The 15,756-nt window shown below is 73.5% G+C and carries 14 protein-coding genes, 1 tRNA gene and 1 pseudogene; 7 read left to right on the forward strand and 9 right to left on the reverse strand.

Annotated features, from left to right (window positions below):
* The first annotated feature begins 62 nt into the window (after positions 1-62).
* Positions 63-725, forward strand: coding sequence for a bifunctional 4-hydroxy-2-oxoglutarate aldolase/2-dehydro-3-deoxy-phosphogluconate aldolase (locus OG737_RS29460; protein ID WP_405677010.1), 663 nt, complete (start codon positions 63-65; stop codon positions 723-725).
* The gene (locus OG737_RS29465) at positions 722-1,717 is read left to right on the forward strand and encodes a PfkB family carbohydrate kinase (protein WP_328929249.1); all 996 of its coding nucleotides are present in this window, start codon (positions 722-724) and stop codon (positions 1,715-1,717) included. Before OG737_RS29460 ends, OG737_RS29465 begins: the two co-directional genes overlap by 4 nt.
* Here the strand turns inward: OG737_RS29465 and OG737_RS29470 are convergent.
* The 3 genes from OG737_RS29470 to OG737_RS29480 form a co-directional block, all read right to left on the reverse strand.
* A complete protein-coding gene (locus tag OG737_RS29470) occupies positions 1,680-2,564 on the reverse strand; it encodes an aldo/keto reductase (RefSeq protein ID WP_405677008.1) in 885 nt (294 codons plus the stop codon). The two genes, OG737_RS29465 and OG737_RS29470, sit on opposite strands and share 38 nt — an antisense overlap.
* Entirely contained in the window at positions 2,561-3,754 is a 1,194-nt protein-coding gene (locus OG737_RS29475) for a serpin family protein (protein ID WP_405922191.1), read from the reverse strand. Before OG737_RS29475 ends, OG737_RS29470 begins: the two co-directional genes overlap by 4 nt.
* A 146-nt stretch (positions 3,755-3,900) precedes the next feature.
* The gene (locus OG737_RS29480) at positions 3,901-4,182 is read right to left on the reverse strand and encodes a hypothetical protein (protein ID WP_405677004.1); all 282 of its coding nucleotides are present in this window, start codon (positions 4,180-4,182) and stop codon (positions 3,901-3,903) included.
* Between the two features lie 227 nt (positions 4,183-4,409).
* On the opposite strand from OG737_RS29480, the gene OG737_RS29485 reads away from it, so the two are divergent.
* A tRNA-Trp gene (locus OG737_RS29485) sits at positions 4,410-4,486 on the forward strand.
* Positions 4,487-4,571: 85 nt separating this feature from the next.
* Here OG737_RS29485 and OG737_RS29490 read toward each other — a convergent pair.
* Complete coding sequence (locus OG737_RS29490) at positions 4,572-5,237, reverse strand: HAD family hydrolase (protein ID WP_328929252.1); 666 nt, start codon at positions 5,235-5,237, stop codon at positions 4,572-4,574.
* Between the two features lie 140 nt (positions 5,238-5,377).
* Positions 5,378-5,776 (reverse strand): VOC family protein, encoded by a 399-nt coding sequence (locus tag OG737_RS29495; RefSeq protein WP_328929253.1) that lies wholly within the window; start codon positions 5,774-5,776, stop codon positions 5,378-5,380.
* A 198-nt stretch (positions 5,777-5,974) separates the two neighbouring features.
* Here OG737_RS29495 and OG737_RS29500 point away from each other — a divergent pair.
* Positions 5,975-6,142, forward strand: a pseudogene (locus OG737_RS29500) (IS1380 family transposase); the annotation flags it as partial.
* 104 nt (positions 6,143-6,246) lie between these two features.
* Here OG737_RS29500 and OG737_RS29505 read toward each other — a convergent pair.
* Positions 6,247-6,927: a TetR/AcrR family transcriptional regulator C-terminal domain-containing protein gene (locus OG737_RS29505; protein WP_328929254.1), complete on the reverse strand. Its 681-nt coding sequence runs from the start codon at positions 6,925-6,927 to the stop codon at positions 6,247-6,249.
* A 71-nt stretch (positions 6,928-6,998) separates the two neighbouring features.
* Between OG737_RS29505 and OG737_RS29510 the strand changes: the two genes are divergently transcribed.
* Positions 6,999-8,108 (forward strand): FAD-dependent oxidoreductase, encoded by a 1,110-nt coding sequence (locus OG737_RS29510; protein WP_405676999.1) that lies wholly within the window; start codon positions 6,999-7,001, stop codon positions 8,106-8,108.
* Between the two features lie 68 nt (positions 8,109-8,176).
* Here the strand turns inward: OG737_RS29510 and OG737_RS29515 are convergent, their stop codons facing one another.
* The gene (locus OG737_RS29515; protein WP_328929256.1) at positions 8,177-9,799 is read right to left on the reverse strand and encodes a N,N-dimethylformamidase beta subunit family domain-containing protein; all 1,623 of its coding nucleotides are present in this window, start codon (positions 9,797-9,799) and stop codon (positions 8,177-8,179) included.
* Between the two features lie 104 nt (positions 9,800-9,903).
* Here OG737_RS29515 and OG737_RS29520 point away from each other — a divergent pair, with 104 nt between their 5' ends.
* Complete coding sequence (locus OG737_RS29520) at positions 9,904-10,797, forward strand: SCO6745 family protein (protein ID WP_405676994.1); 894 nt, start codon at positions 9,904-9,906, stop codon at positions 10,795-10,797.
* A gap of 142 nt (positions 10,798-10,939) precedes the next feature.
* A complete protein-coding gene (locus OG737_RS29525; RefSeq protein WP_405922192.1) occupies positions 10,940-11,893 on the forward strand; it encodes an aldo/keto reductase in 954 nt (317 codons plus the stop codon).
* A 102-nt stretch (positions 11,894-11,995) separates the two neighbouring features.
* On the opposite strand, the gene OG737_RS29530 is transcribed toward OG737_RS29525, so the two are convergent.
* Positions 11,996-12,874 (reverse strand): ABC transporter permease, encoded by an 879-nt coding sequence (locus tag OG737_RS29530; protein WP_328929259.1) that lies wholly within the window; start codon positions 12,872-12,874, stop codon positions 11,996-11,998.
* Entirely contained in the window at positions 12,871-15,600 is a 2,730-nt protein-coding gene (locus tag OG737_RS29535) for an alpha/beta fold hydrolase (RefSeq protein ID WP_405676990.1), read from the reverse strand. The genes OG737_RS29530 and OG737_RS29535 overlap by 4 nt, the downstream gene beginning before the upstream one ends.
* Between the last annotated feature and the right edge of the window lie 156 nt (positions 15,601-15,756).

The following is a 15,756-nucleotide window of genomic DNA, read 5'->3' on the forward strand; positions in this document are numbered from 1 at the left end:
AGACCACACGGTTCCGGTACACGATACTGCGTTCCACTACGTGGAACACATGGGAGGGTCCCTTGTCCTGTCCCCTGTCCTGCCACCCGTACGCGGCGATATCCGCCCAGCGCCTGCTGCCGGTGCTGCGCGACGCCGACGCCGACGAGGCCGTCCGCCGCACAGCCGCCCTGCTCGCCGCCGGCTGCCGCGCGGTCGAGCTGACCACCTCCACCCCCGGCTGGGCCGAAGCCGTCACCCGGACCGCCCCGCTCGCGGACGCGTACGGCCGCCCCGCCCTCATCGGCGTCGGCACGGTGACCACCACCGCGCAGGCCGAGACCGCCCTGGACGCGGGCGCCGGCTTCCTGATCTCCCCCCATCCAGCCCCCGAGGTCCGCGAGGTCGCCGGGCGCCGCGAAGCCGTCTTCATCGAGGGCGCCTTCACCCCCGGCGAGATCGCCGCGGCCGTCCGGGCCGGCGGCGCCGCCAAGGTGTTCCCGGCACACGTCGGGGGCCCGCGGTTCATCCGCTCGCTCAAGGCCGTCCTCCCGGAGGGCCTGATCATCCCGACCGGCGGGATCCGGCCCGGCGAGGTCCCCGACTGGCTCGCCGCCGGCGCGGCCGCCGTCGGCATCGGCGGCGGCCTCCCGGCCGACCCGGCCGAACTGGCCGCCGTATTCGCCGAACTGGCCCGCCCGTGCTGCGGGTCCCGCACCGGCTCCCCCGCGCGGGACCCGCGGTGACCGGAGGGTACGACGTCCTCGTGCTCGGCGAGGTGCTCGTCGAGATCCATGCCGCGGCCGCCCTCCGCGACGCTGTCGACGGCACCACGGCCCGCATCTCCTACTCCGGCGACGCCCTGAACGCGGCGGCCGCCGCCGCGGCGGCGGGAGCCCGGACGGCCCTGCTCGCCGTAGTCGGCGAGGACGAGCTCAGCATCCCGCTGCTGCGCCGCGCCGCCGAACTCGGCGTGGACGTCTCCCACGTACGCCGCGCCCCGCGCCCCAACGGCGCCTACCTGCTCTCCGCCGACACCGAAGGCGACCGGGAGTTCGTCTACTGGCGCACACAGAGCGCCGGCTCCACCCTCTCGCCCGCGCACGTCGAGTCCTGGCGCGACCTGCTGACCGCCTCCGCGGCGCTCATCACCAGCGGCGTCACCGGCGCCCTGTCACCGGCCGGCCACGATGCGGTGCTGGCCGCCGCGCATCTCGTGCACGGGGCCGGCGGGCACCTCTCGTACGACCCCAACTTCCGCCCCCGGCTGACCGGCCGGGAGCGGGCCCGGGAACTGCTGGCCGCCGTCGCCCCGTTGACCGGACTGCTCAAGACCTCCTGTCCGGCCGACGCGCTCGCCCTCGTGGACACCGGCGACCCGCGCACCGCCGCCGCCCGCTACCGCGCGCTCGGCGCCCGTACGGTCGTGGTCACCGCGGGCGCGGGCCGGCTGCTGCTGGACGACGGTACGGGAGCCCGGTACGAGGCCGTGCCCGTGAATCCGGCTCCGGTCGACGCGACCGGGGCCGGGGACTGCCTCACCGGCACCACCACTGCCCGGCTCGCCCTCGGCGACAGCCTCGCGGACGCCGTGGCCTACGGAACGGCGGCGGCCTCCCTGTCCGTCTCCGGCCGCGGGGGCACCGGGTGCGTCCCCGCTTTCACGCGGACGGCGGCGCTGGCGGCCGCACACCGCAGGATCACAGGGAGCCCAGCAGCGCGATCTCCTCGGCGGTGAAACGCACGGACGCCGCGGCGATGTTCTCGACGAGGTGGTCCGGGTTCCCCGTACCCGGGATGGCCAGGACGTGCGGACCGCGGTTCAGCGTCCACGCCAGGCGCAGCTGGGCCGCCGACACCCCGTGGGCCTCGGCCACGGCCCGTACCTCGGGGCCGTCCTCGGCGGTCACGCCCGCCTCCTTGCCCGCGCCCGCGATCGCGAAGAACGGTACGAAGGCGACGCCCTGTTCCCCGCACGCCTCCAGGAAGGCGTGGTCCTCCGCCGGGGACCCGATCCCGTACGGGTTCTGCACGCAGACCACGGGAGCGATGGCCTGCGCCTCGGCGAGGTGGTCGGGCCGCGCGTTGGAGATGCCCAGGTGCCGGATCAGACCGGCCGTGCGGAGCTCGGCGAGCGCCCCGAAGTGCTCGGCGACCGACCCGGTCGTCTCGCGGCGGGGGACGCGCAGATTGACCACGTCCAGGTGGTCCCGGCCCAGCTGGCGCAGGTTCTCCTCCACCTGGCCGCGCAGTTGGCCGGGCTCGGCCCACCACCACTGCCCGGCCGCGTCGCGGCCCGGCCCGACCTTGGTCGTGATGACGAGGTCGTCGGCGTACGGGGCGAGCGCCCGGTTGATCAGTTCGTTGGCGGAGCGCAGCGGGGAGAAGTAGAAGGCGGCGGTGTCGATGTGGTTCACGCCGAGCTCGACGGCGCGGCGCAGCACGCCGGTCACCCGCTCACGGTCGCTGGGGGAGCCGTCGGCGAGGTGGGTCAGCCGCATCGCGCCGAAGCCGATCCGATTGACGGTGAGGTCGCCGAGCTGCCAGGTGCCCGCGTCGGCCGCGGTGATCGTCTCTGAGGTCATCCGCCGACCGTACCGGGCTCGGCGACCCAGCCCGCGGCGAGGACCAGCCGCGATGTCCGGTGGACGGCGAGGAAGCCGAAGGGCCGGTCGAAGCGGACCTCGGCCCGGCGGGCCCGGTACTTCGCGCGGGGTGCCGCGCCACCGAACCCCGCCCTGACGGCGGTGACGGCGGCGGCCTCGAAGCCCGCCGCGTGGAAGCGGGCCAGCACGGACTGCCGGGCCGCGCCGATCGCCAGGGGCACCGGACTGATGCCGGGGAAGTGCCCGTGGTCCGCATCGGCGGCGGTCTCCAGCCCGAACAGCGGGGCGTGTTCGAGCAGATCGTGCTCGGCGTGCAGGGAGAACGCCACCGTGTCGACGCGCAGCTGGGGCTGCGCAGCGTACGAGTCCACCGTGCGGACCGTCAGGCCGGGACCCGGATCTCCCTCGGGCAGTGAACTGCCGGTCACCGGCGGGGCGGTGCCGGTGACGGCCGCGATGCCGGTTTCCAGTACCTGGTCGGCCGGGGCCGCCGGTTCACCGAGGAGCAGGTGCACGTCCACGTCGTCGGTGCCGGCCACTTCGAGGACGGTCACGGCGCCGGCCGTGCCCCGGGCCACGCGGACGTCGTCGAGCGAAGGGGTGGTGCGCGACAGCCATGGGACGTTGCGGCCCGCCCAAGGGCCTTGACCGGCCCGGCCGTTCAGCTCCCGGAAGGGGTGCTCCCACCGCAGCCGCAGTGCGAGCGCCGAGGCCAGGATCAGCTTTGCCTCCTCGTCTCCCTCGGGCAGGGCGACCGGCATGCGGTCGATCAGGCCGTCCGTCCGGTCGCGGGCCCACCGGTCCAGGGCCTCGCGGTCGGTGTCCTCGTCTCCCGTCAGGCGGCCCCGGGTGCCTGCCGGGAGCTTGGCCGACCAGTCCTCCTTGAGCGGGAGCTCGTCCTTGGTCCACAGCCCCGTGGCCGCCTGGAGGCCCCGTACGCCTCCCAGCCCGGCCAGCAGTTCCCGGGCGGCCTCGGCCGCGGCCTGCGCGGGTATGCCCAGGGCCTCCGCCAGTTCGGCGCGGGCCGGGCCGGCCGAGCCGTCCGCGAGCAGGGCGAGGAGCGGCCAGACCCCGGCCGCGGTGAACACCGTGCCCGCGTCCTTGACCGGAGCCTGAGCGGCCCAGCGCTTCGTGAGGCGGTTGACCGCCCGTACTGTCGAATTGTCCATGATGGGCGAGCCTACGTGGAGGGCGCCGCCGGGCCGGGTCGAATTTCCGCGGCCCGGCGGCGCCGGTCGGTGGGGCGGGCCGGCAGGCCGGCGGGTCGGGCGGGCGGCCGGTCAGCGGCCGCGCAGGCCGCGGTCGACGGCCGTCATCAGCTCGCCGTCGGCGGTGTCCGCGTCCAGTGACCAGAACATCGCGAGTTGATGTGCGTGAGCTTGCCGGCCGAGCCGTTCGCCTCAAGGTCCTGGACCTGGAAGTCCCGTCCGTAGACGCCCCATTGGGTGAAGTAGCCGACCTTCCGGTACGAACGGCCGTGGCCGCCCGCCGCGTCGGCTCCGGTGTCCGCGTCGGCGGCGGCAGCGGGCGCGAAGGCGGTCAGCAGGGAGAGGGAGCAGGCGGCGACGGCCAGCCTGCCGAGCATGCTGCGGCGCATGGGCTTCCTTTACGGATGCGGGAGCGGGGCGTGAGCGCGTGCGCGGTGCATGCCGGAAACTATTGGTCTGGACCAGGGTGGGTCAAGGGGGCGGCCCGGGCTCGCGGCGTCGACCACCGGAACCGGGGTCACGTCGAGCCGCCGGCGGGGCCGAGGAATTTCCACCCGGTTGATCGAAGAATTTGGTGGATCTTCGGCCCGAGCCGTGTCATCGTAGATCTCGCCGAAGGGGTGTAGCTCAGCTGGTCAGAGCGCCGGTCTCCAAAACCGAAGGCCGCAGGTTCGAATCCTGCCGCCCCTGCCACGCAGTACGGCTTTTCGATCGCCCGGACGGGAGCTCCTCTCCCCTCCGGGCGTTGCTGTATCCGGAGGCAGGTCTCCGGGGCCGGTCAGCCCGGACCGGGCTTCCCCCAGGACGGGTTGACGAGGCCGGGCAGGTCGAGGAGCGAGTCGACGGAGTAGTCGGCGACCTGCTGGACGGTCTCGTCGTCCGCCCACCAGTGGCCCCAAGGGCCGCGGCGCAGGTGCGCGGTGAGCAGGCCGGCCTCGGCGGCGGGGAAGATGTCGTTCTGCGGGTGGTCGCCGACGTACAGCGTCTGATGCGCGGGTGCGCCGGAGACGCCGGTGACCTGGTGGAAGAAGTCGAGGCTGGGCTTGGCGACGCCCCACTCGCCGGAGGTGACGATCAGGTCGGCAGGCAGGTCGAGGGCGCGCAGGAGATCCCCCATCCTGCGGGACTGGTTGCCCGCGATGACGACGCGGACCCCGGCCGCCCGCAGGGCGGTGAGTGCGGGGCGGACGTCGTGGTACAGGTCGGTCTCGTCGAGTTGCTCGCCGCGGCCGGCTGCCTCGCGGGCCCGGTATTCGGCGCCGACGTCTATGCCGGGTTTCAGGAGGCGAAGGGCGTCGGCGTTGTCGCGGCCGTCTACGACCACGGCGTCGACCAGGGCGGACATCGTGTGGCGGGGGACGTCGAGCCAGTCGGCCCAGGTGGCCCAGTAGCGGTCGTCCTTGGTGAGGGTCTCCCCGACGTCGAGCACGACAGTGCGAATCATGCGGGCAAGCCTACGGCGCGGTGGCCGCTGCCCGGTTACGGCTACCCGCCCCCGTGGCCGACTGGCCACGGGGGCGGGTAGCCGTCGCGAGGCCCACCGGCCCCGGAGGTGGTGGGACCGCTCGGGGACGGTCGGACGGTCTACGCGGCGCCGTCCTCCTGGTACCCGTACGGGCGCGTGATGATCTCCATCCCGTGCCCGGCCGGGTCCGTGAAGTAGACGCCGCGGCCCCCGTCATTGTGGTTGATCTCGCCCGGGTGCCTGCCGTGCGGGTCGGCGAAGTATGCGACCCCCGCCGCCCGGATCTTCCCGAAGGCCACGTCGAACTCCTCCTCGGAGAGGAGGAACGCGTAGTGCTGCACGGTGATGGACCCGGCCGGGACGGTCGCGAAGTCCAGGGTGACGCCGTTGGCCGTCTCCACGGGAATGAAAGGACCCCACTCGGTCCCGACCACGAGGCCGAGGACGTGCGCCAGGAATTCGGCGGACTCCCGGTTGTCACGGGAGTGGATGATCGTGTGGTTTAGTGCGACTGACATGAGTGAATGCCTCCGAAAGGCATGTCGCGGTCACCTCCATGCCTCACCCAGCCGGTGACCGACACGCGATGCCGCGTTCACGATCCTAGCCTCACCGCGTGCAGGGTATTGCTTTGCGTCCCAAGTTCCACATATCCGCCGTCGGTTCGGGGGGTGGTTGGTCACGCCGGGGCACGTCTACTGGCTGATCTCGCTGATGCAGCCGGCGAACCCGAGGAGCTCCGCTACCGGCTCCTGCACGTCGCCGCCCGGATCACCCGGGGCGGCCGTCGCCTCCGCCTTCGGATAGCGGCGACCTGGCCCTGGCGGCATGAACTCGCGGCCGCGTTCTACTGCCTGGCCGCACGGGCCCGCCCTGCCGGCTGACTCGCCGTCCCCGCCTGCCCTGACTCAAAGACCTCGGAGAACCCGACCACGCGTCGGGGCCTCGCCATGCCCACCGGCCGACGGTCCGGTCCTTCGGCCGCGCGTCACCTGGAGATGCGGGCTTCGATGCCGTCGAGCAGGAAGTCGAGGCCGATCCGGAAGGTGTGGTCGGCGTCCAGGTGGGCGGCATCGCGCACCACCGTGGCCAGTGCGTTGAATCGGCCAGTGGCGAAGGTTCGTTCCAGATAGGGCCCGAGGGAGGCCTGCCAACGCTTCTCGTCCATCCCGGTGGCCCGCTCGGCACGCCGCTCGGCGATCTCCCGACGCACGGCGCCGATCACGTACGCGTTGACTGCGGCGACCACCGGCATGACGGCGTCCACGTCGATGTCGCCCAGTGCGGCCACCACGGTCTCCCCACTGGCCAGGGCGTGCGGCCCGAGCTGGGGTCGGCCGCCCAGTAGATCGGCGAGCCATTCGTGCTCGTGTGCGGCGTGCCGAGTGGTTTCGGCGAGAGACCGGAGCACCTCCCGCCAGCCGTCTCCGACCGGCCGGATCTCGGCGTGGGCGGCGTCGACCATCAGGTCGAGCAACTCCTCCTTGCTGGCGATGTAGCCGTACAGCCGCATCGGGCGGACGTCCAGCTCGGTGGCGACCTTGCGCAGCGACACCGCATCCAGGCCGTCCGCGTCGGCCAGTTGGATCGCCGCTCGCACGATCCGTTCCCGGCTCAACGGGGCCGGCACGGGTCGATTCGGTGGCTCCGGCCTCTCCCACACCAACATGCCCCTAACAATACACCGCCTCGGTCGATACAGTGTATCGACCAGTACGGCGTATCGAAGGAGAGGCAGCCATGACCATCGCCATCGTCGGAGCCGGCTTGGGTGGCTTGGCCCTTGCCCGTGTGCTGCACGTGAACGGCATCGACGCCGTCGTGTACGAACGTGAATCGTCACGCGGTGCGCGCGGTCAGGGCGGCATGCTCGACATCCACTCCGGCCAGCGGGCGCTGCGCGAGGCCGGCCTGATCGACCAGTTCCACGCGATCGCCCGTGGTGAAGGCCAGGACATGCGCCTTCTCGAGCCGGATGGCACCCTGCTGCTCCAGGAGGACACGCCCGACGACGCCCCGCTTGACCGGCCCGAGGTCGACCGCGCAGATCTGCGCGACCTGCTGCTGGATTCCCTCCCCGAAGACGTGGTGCGCTGGGGGCGCGCGTTCACATCCGCCGACAACGGCCTGGTGCACTTCGCCGACGGCAGCAGTGCGACGTATGACCTGCTGGTCGGCGCGGACGGCGCGCAGTCCCGGGTCCGCGCGCTGCTCACCGACGCCCGCCCGGCGCATATCGGCCAGAACGTCGTCGAGGTCGGCATTCCCGACATCGACCGCACGCACCCCGACCTCGCGGCGATGGTCGGGCGCGGCACCTACTGGGTGCTCGGCAACGGACTGTCCCTGGCGGCGCAGCGCAACGGCGACGGCCGCGTTCGCATCGGCCTCAGCTTCTACAACACCGCCGAGGACTGGTTCGCCACCAGCGGGATCCCGTTCGACGACCCGGCCGCCGCCCGGGCGCGCCTGATCGACCTGCTCCCCGGCTGGGACTCACGGTTCACCGCGCTGATCGCGGCCTGCGACGACACGGTCGTGCCGCGGTCGATCACCACTCTCCCGGTCGGCCTCACCTGGCCGTCGACGCCAGGCGTCACACTGCTCGGCGATGCCGCGCACCTGATGCCGCCGGTGGGAGAGGGCGCCAACATGGCGCTGCTCGACGGCGCCCTGCTCGCTCTCGCGCTGGCCGCGCGCCCGGACGACTTTCCCGCCGCCGTCAAAGAATACGAACGCGAGATGTTCGAACGCACCAGCGCTGCCGCCCGGATGTCCGCGGACATGCAGGAATTGCTGACGTCGCCGGACGCCGCGCAGAAGATGCTCGCATTCTTCCAACCTGGCTGACGGTGATCAAATACGACCAGGAAACCGGTCGTGCAGCCAGCGCAATCATGGCCTCCGCCTCATGAGCCTCACGAACCCCCGTACACCGCCTTGACGTTGTCCTGCGCCGGGTGCGTCCGGCCGGCCGGGCCCGCCGCGAACACCCGTAGCAGGTTCTCCGTCACCCGGGTCGTCAGCGCACCGCAGCGCGCGTCCAGGCCGTGGTTCGAGCCGCTGCGCCCGTCGCCCGTCGCGTCCAGGGCCTCCACCCACCGCATCGTGCCCGTCGCGAAGACCCCCGCACCGCTCTGCACCGTGTAGTACGCCGTGTCCTGATGGCTGGGCCGGCCCTCGCACACCACGGGGGAGTGGGCCAGGATCTCGATCGGCCGGGGCGTCGGGAACGCGGTGTTCACCTTGTCGTACTCCACCCCCACCAGGTGCTCGAAGCGGTCGCCCGCCTTGGCACCGGTGCCCTCGAAGAGCCAGTGGCCCGGGTTCGTCACCACGTACGGGGCGTCCACCGGGTAGCCGTCGTAGATGACGCCGAGCAGCGAGCTCTCCGGGTCCGTACCGGGTGCCGAGCGGAAGTCCACCGTCGCCGGGTGGCCCCGTTTGAATCCGGGGTCCTGGTCGTAGGAGGACTTGTAACAGACCAGCGTGCGGTCCGGGCCCAGTTCCGAGGCCTCCAGCCGGATCCGGCGGAAGCAGCAGTTCGCGCCCAGGACGGCGATGTTCGTGCCGGCGTCGCGGGCTGCAGTGATGTGGGCCCGCTGTTCGGGCGACCAGTACTCGTCGTGCCCGAGCGAGAGCACCGCCGCGGCCCCCTCCAGCAGCCGCTTCTCCCGGGCCACGTCGGTGGTCGTCGTGTAGGCCAGGGGTATGCCGAGCCGCTCGGCGAGCGCGATCAGCGAGGCCTCGTACACCAGGAACAGACCCGCGCCGTCGTCGTAGTCGTACGGCCGGTCGAAGGTCACGGCGAGGGAGCGCGAGGCGTAGCCGCCGCTGGGTCCGTCATAGCTGCCGTAGCCGCCCCACCGGTTGTAGGCCTGCCAGGTCGCCACCGCGTTGACCACGACGGTACGGCCCGCCGTCGCCGCCGACCGGACGGTGAGCGGTACGAAGCGCTGGCCCTCGCCGCCCTGCGCGTCGAGCCGCAGCAGGTAGCAGCCCTCGGGCCAGTCCTTGGTGTCGACCGTCGTGGTACGGGCCCACCGGGTGCGGACCGTCCGCGTCCCGGAGTCCACCGTGTGCTCGGGCTGCCGCACGCCGGGCAGGGCCTCCGACCGCCACACCAGCCGGGCCCGGGCTCCGCCGTACCAGCCCATCCGGTAGGCGGAGACGGTGAACCGGGGCGCGGTGGTGGACACGTGCAGCCCGAAGGACTCGCCGGGCAGGACGCTGACCCGGTCCGCGAAGCCTTCGATGGCCCGGGCCGCTCCGGCCTTGGTCACCGGCCAGTCGGCGTGTCCGGGGCGGGCGTTCTCGGCCGTGACGTCGAAGGCTCCGGGCCCCGCCGCCGACGGCTTTCCCGACGGCGGCCGGGTCCCGGCGGACGGGTTCCCGCCCTGCCCGTCGGCGCCTCCGCCGTCGCCGCTCGCGCAGCCGGCCACGGCCCCGAGCCCGGCCGCCGTCGCCGCACCGGTCGCGATCGCGAGGAACCGCCGCCTGCCTGCGCCCTCGCCATCCCGGGCTATGTGCTCCTGATCCATGGAGGGCACGTTATGTCACCCTTCGGCCATGGCCCCCACCGGTCCGTGACCTATGCTGGCCCACCTGCCGGGCCCGGCATCAACTTACCCTGGAGGCAAGCGACATGAGGTACGACGGCGCACACGGTCTGGGCACGGTCCGGCAGCTGTGGCAGCTGCTGGAACCCGTCCACGCCCTCGTCTACTTCGCGCCCGAGAGCTACGAGGAGGCCGCGGGCCTCGGCTACGCCACGGACGAGCGGTGGCCCATGTACTTCGCCTTCAGGGCCGCCCCGCTCGGCCCGGCCGACGCGGAGCTCGTGAACGCCCTCTTCTACAGCTTCAACCCGGGCATGGTGCGGCGCTACGTCGCCCGCTCCTGGCAGCCCGCCCCGCCGGCCCGGGTCCTCGCGGCCCGCGCCGCCGCCACCGACCGCGCCCTGCGCTCGCTACTGGGCGAACGCACCGCCTCCCCGGACCTGGCCGAGGCGGCGCGCCTGGCCCGCCGCGCCGCCGAGGCCGCCGACACCGCAGCACGCCCGCTGGCCGCCGCCAACGCGGCGCTGCCCTGGCCCGGGACACCGCACGCCGTGCTCTGGCACGCCGCCACGATCCTGCGCGAGCACCGCGGCGACGGCCACATCGCCGCCCTTCAGGCCCACCACCTCGACCCTGTCGAGTCCCTGGTCCTGCACTCCGGCGCCGGAGCCGCTCCCGCCGAGGCGTTCGCGAACCGCGAGTGGTCCACGAGCGAGTGGAGCGCCGCCCGCGACCGCCTCGCCGCAGGAGGCCTGCTGACCGAGGACGGTACGGCCACCGCGGCGGGGCTGGCGCTGCGCACCGCCGTGGAGAAGCTCACCGACGAACTCGCCGCCGCCCCGTGGTCCGCGCTGACCCCGCAGGAAGTGGCGCGGCTCGCCGAACTGCTCCTTCCGCCGGTCCTCGACATCGTCGGCTCCGGACTCCTCCCGGCCCAGGGCACCCTGGGCATCGGGATGAAGTACGACTACGAGGGCTGAACCGACCCCCCCACTCGACGACGGTGCGCGCCTCCAGTGCCCCGACGCCGGCCGGAAGGAGCAGCCCGTGAAGTGCGCCCGGCCCTTCTAGACTGACCCGACGGCCGGTCAGGCATCGCACCAACGCGGAGGCTGGAAACGCATGCGCTATCTCTCCCTGGGCAGTTCGGGTCTTCAGGTCTCCGCCGTCGGGCTCGGCTGCAACAACTTCGGCGGCCGGCTCGACGCCCAGGCGACCCGCGCCGTCGTCGACGCCGCCCTCGACGCGGGCATCACCCTCCTCGACACCGCCGACATCTACGGCGGCCTCGGCGGCTCCGAGAGCCACCTCGGGCAGGCCCTCAAGGGCCGCCGGGACCAGGTCGTCCTCGCCACCAAGTTCGGCTTCGCCGGCATGGACATGAAGTACGGGCCCGCAGCCGGCGCCCGCGGCAGCCGCGCCTACATCCGCCGGGCCGTCGAGGAGTCCCTGCGCCGCCTCGGCACCGACCACATCGACCTCTACCAGCTGCACAGCCCCGACCCGGCCACCCCCATCGCCGAAACCCTGGCCGCCCTCACCGAACTCGTCGCCGAGGGCAAGGTCCGCTACATCGGCCACTCCAACCTCACCGGCTGGCAGCTCGCCGAAGCCGCCCACGTCGCCCGCGAGACCGGCTCGGTTCCCTTCGTCTCCGCGCAGAACCAGTGGTCGCTGCTGGAGCGGTCGGCCGAGCGCGAGCTCGTCCCGGCGGCCCTGCACTACGGCGTCGGCGTGCTCCCGTACTTCCCGCTGGCCAACGGCCTCCTGACCGGCAAGATCCGCCGCGGCGCGGCCGTCCCCGCCGGCTCCCGCCTCGAAGGCCGCGACGCGTACCTCACCGAGGAACGGCTCGACGTCGTCGAAGCGCTGGCCGCCCTCGCCGAGAAGTACGGCCGTACCGTCCTCGAACTCGCCATCGGCTGGCTCTCGGCCCAGCCCGGCTGCGCCTCCGTCATCGCGGGGGCCACCTCGGCCGAACAGGTACGCGCCAACGCGGCCGTCGCCGACCGACCGCTCGACGCCGGGCTGCTCGCCGCGATCGACGCCATCCCGGGGGCGCGGAAGCCGGAATGACGCCTCAGACGGGCGCCCCCGTCAGGACGCAGGCGGGCGCTTCCGGCCGCGGCTCCGGGGCCGCGGCCGGTCGGCCGGTGGGCCGCGGGCCGCCGTGCGGACTCAGGACACGATGTCCTTGCGGGAGAACCCCCGGAAGGCGAGGGCGAACAGCACCAGCGCGTACGACACCGACACCGCCGCCCCCTTGACCATCCCGCCCCACTCCAGCTGCGGCTGCAAGGCGTCCGCCCAAGCGAACTGCCAGTGCGCCGGGAGGAACTCGCGCCACGACCCGAGCGCGGTGACCGCGTCCAGCACGTTCCCGACGATCGTCAGCCCGACCGCGCCGCCCACCGCGCCCAGCGGCGCGTCCGTCCGCGTGGACAGCCAGAACGCGAGCCCCGCCGTCACCAGCTGCGACACGAAGACGAAGGCGACCGCCAGCGCGAGCCGCGGCACCGTGTCCCCGGCGGGCAGCGCGCCGCCCGCCGGGAGCTTCAGCGGCCCCCACCCGTACGCGGCCGTGCCCGCAGCCAGCGCGACCACCGGCAGCAGCACCATCGCCGCCAGGCTGAAGCCGAGCGCCACCACCAGCTTGCTCCACAGCAGCCGCGCCCGCGGCACCGGCGACGCCAGCAGATAGCGCAGCGAGGACCAGCTCGCCTCGGAGGCCACCGTGTCCCCGCAGAACAGCGCGACCGGCACCACCAGCAGGAAGCCCGCCGACACGAACAGGCAGGTCGCGGCGAAGTTCGCGCCCGAGGCCGTCGCCGTGTCGATGAGGGTGATCCGGCCGTCTCCGCCGCTGCGGCTGCCGGGCCCGCCGCCCACCGCGAACGCGATGATCAGGATGAAGGGCAGCGCGGCCAGCACCCCGCCCATCACCAGCGTCCGCCGCCGGCGCCACTGCCGCAGCGCCTCCACGCGCAGCGGCAGCGTACGGTTCGCCCGGTAGCCCGGGGCCACCTCCTGGACGGTCCCTGCCTCTACCGTGCTCATGCCGAACCTCCGATCAGGGTGAGGAACGCGTCCTCGAGCCGGCGGTGCGGCCCGACTCCCGCCACCGGCACCTCCAGCCGTACGAGTTCGGCGATCAGCCCTGCGGCCGTCGCGCCTTCGAGCCGTACGAGGAGCCCGTCCTCGGCGGACACCACGGAACCCACTCCCTCCAGCGCCGCCACCTTCTCGACGGCCGTCTCGTCCACCGGCTCCGCCAGCGTCACCAGCAGGGTGTCCCCGCCGCCGGTGATCTCCGCGACCTCGCCCGCCTGCACCAGTCTGCCGCGGTCCATGACCACCAGGTGCGTACAGGTCTGCTCCACCTCCGACAGCAGGTGGCTGGAGACGATGACCGTCCGTCCGCCCGCCGCGTAGCGGATCATCACGTCCCGCATCTCCCGGATCTGCGGCGGGTCCAGACCGTTCGTCGGCTCGTCGAGGATCAGCAGGTCGGGCATGCCGAGCATGGCCTGCGCGATCGCCAGGCGCTGCCGCATGCCCTGCGAGTAGGTGCGCACCGCGCGCTCCAGCGCGTCGCCGAGCCCAGCGATCTCCAGGGCCTCCGCCATGTGCGAGTCCCCGGCCGGACGGCCGGTGGCCTGCCAGTACAGCTCCAGGTTCGCCCGGCCCGTCAGGTGCGGCAGGAATCCGGCGCCTTCCACGAAGGCCCCGACCCGCGACAGCACCGGCGCCCCGGCCCGTACCGCGTGCCCGAACACCCGGATCTCCCCGGCGTCCGGCGAGATCAGCCCCATCAGCATCCGCAAGGTGGTCGTCTTGCCGGCGCCGTTGGGCCCGAGGAGCCCCAGCACCTGCCCCTTCTCCACCCGGAACGACAGGTCCCGTACCGCGTACCGGTCCTCCGCCTTCGCGTACCGCTTCGTCAGTCCGGTGATCTCCAGCGGTACGTCGGCCAGCGCGGGCTCCGGCTGCGGTACGCCGCCCCGCGCCCCTGCCGGCCCCCGCCCGGTCCGCCGGATCCCCAGCAGCGCCGCGGCCAGCGCCGCCGCGCCCAGCGGCAGCCACCACGTCCAGGCGGGCAGCCCGGCCGAGGCGGTCCGCACGTCCGCGGCCACGGGGACGGCCAGCGGACCCTCGGCCGAGACCGTGTAGGTGGCGGGCGCGGCCGGGGTCGCGTAGCCGAGATCGGTCGCCGCGACCACGAGCCGCAGCCGGTGCCCGGCCTCCACGGCGTGGTCGATCGCGGGCAGCCGGAGCTCGACGGACCTGCCCTGCTGCGCGTCCTCCACCCGCACCGGGGCGACCAGCTGACTCGGCAGCACCTGCTGGCGACCGTCGGGCCCGACGTCGTACACCTTGCCGAAGAGCACGGCCGAACCGTCCTGCGCCGTCGACCTCACCTTCAGGGTGACGGTCGGAGTCCCGGTGATCCGTACGTCCTCGGTCAGCGGCTCCGACTCGAAGCGGGCGCTCTGCCCCGGGAAGTCCAGCGAGAACCCGGCTCCGAAGGCGGCGAGCTGCCCGCCGATGCCGGGCAGCGAGGACAGCGCGGGGGGCGCCCCGCCCGCCGGATTGGCGAAGCCCTGCTCGCGCCCGGTCAGCGCGAACCGCTCCGGGCCGGAGGTGAGTCCGGGGTACCGCTCGCCGCTCGCGCCGCGCAGCTGTACCCGCCCGTCGGTGGAGTCGATGCCGCCGGAGCGCGAGACGCGGAACGCCGGGCCGGTGTCCGTGTTCTCGCCGGCCCCGCCCCCCTTGAGGTAGCGGTCGAACCAGGCGGCGACCCGGGCCTCGGTCCGGTCCGCCTCGCGCATGCCGCCGTCGTGCCCGCCGGCCGCCCAGTCCACGGAGACGGGCGCGCCGTTCGCCGCGATGGCCTTGGCCATGGCGTCGGCTTGGTCCAGCGGGAAGAGGGAGTCGTCCTGGCCCTGCACGATGAGGGTCGGCACCTTGATGCGGGCACCGACGGCCGACGGACTGCGCTGCTCCAGCAGCGCGCGGGCCTCGGGGTCGGGCTTCCCCGCCACCGCGACCCGCTCGTACATGGAGCAGAGTTCGGGCTGGAACCGCCCGCAGCCGGGGGCGGACCGCGCATCGGGCGCCTGCGGCCCCGGCTGGGCGGGCTGCATGCCGCCGACGGAGCCGGAGGTGAAGAAGATGCCCGCCCACAGCTTCTTGAAGACGCCGTTCGGGAAGAGGGAGTCCGCCAGATTCCAGTAGGTGATCTGCGGGGCGATCGCGTCCACCCGCCGGTCGTACCCGGCCGCGAGCAGGGAGACCGCACCGCCGTACGAGGCGCCGGACACGCCGACGCGCGGATCGCCGTCCGCGTCGAGCTGCACCTCGGGCCGGATGGCGAGCCAGTCGATGAGCCGGGAGACGTCCTTGACCTCGTACTCCGGGTCGTTCAGCCCGATCCGGCCCCCGGAGCGGCCGAAGCCGCGCGCCGACCAGGTCAGGACGGCGTACCCGTCGCGGGCCAGCCGCTCGGCCTGCGCGCGCACATCGTCCTTGCTGCCGCCGAAACCGTGCCCCAGCAGCACGGCGGGACGTTTCTTCCCCTCGCCGTCCCCGCCGCCGGCCGTGAAGTACGAGGTGTCGATCGCGGCGTCGGGCATGTCCAGCACGGCGTCCTGGCGGTGCACGGCCGGAGCGTCACCGGCGGCCGAGGCCGCGGCCGTCCACGTGCCGGCTCCCGCGACGACAGCGAGCGCGGCCGCGCCGGCGAGCAGGCGGTCCCGGCGTCGCCTGGGCAGTCGGAGCTTCATATGGGAACCCTAAACGCCAGGTGCCCCCCGGCCCGAGCGCCCACAGGGGGATGTCCCCACCTTCCGGGGGAGTACACGGACCGCCCCCCTGTACCGCACCCGCGGTATGCGGCCACCCGGCTCCCGACCTGCGGGGCGCTCCGCCCGGCGGGAGGA

It is taken from the genome of Streptomyces sp. NBC_00122 (assembly GCF_045160845.1).
GTDB lineage: Bacteria > Actinomycetota > Actinomycetes > Streptomycetales > Streptomycetaceae > Streptomyces.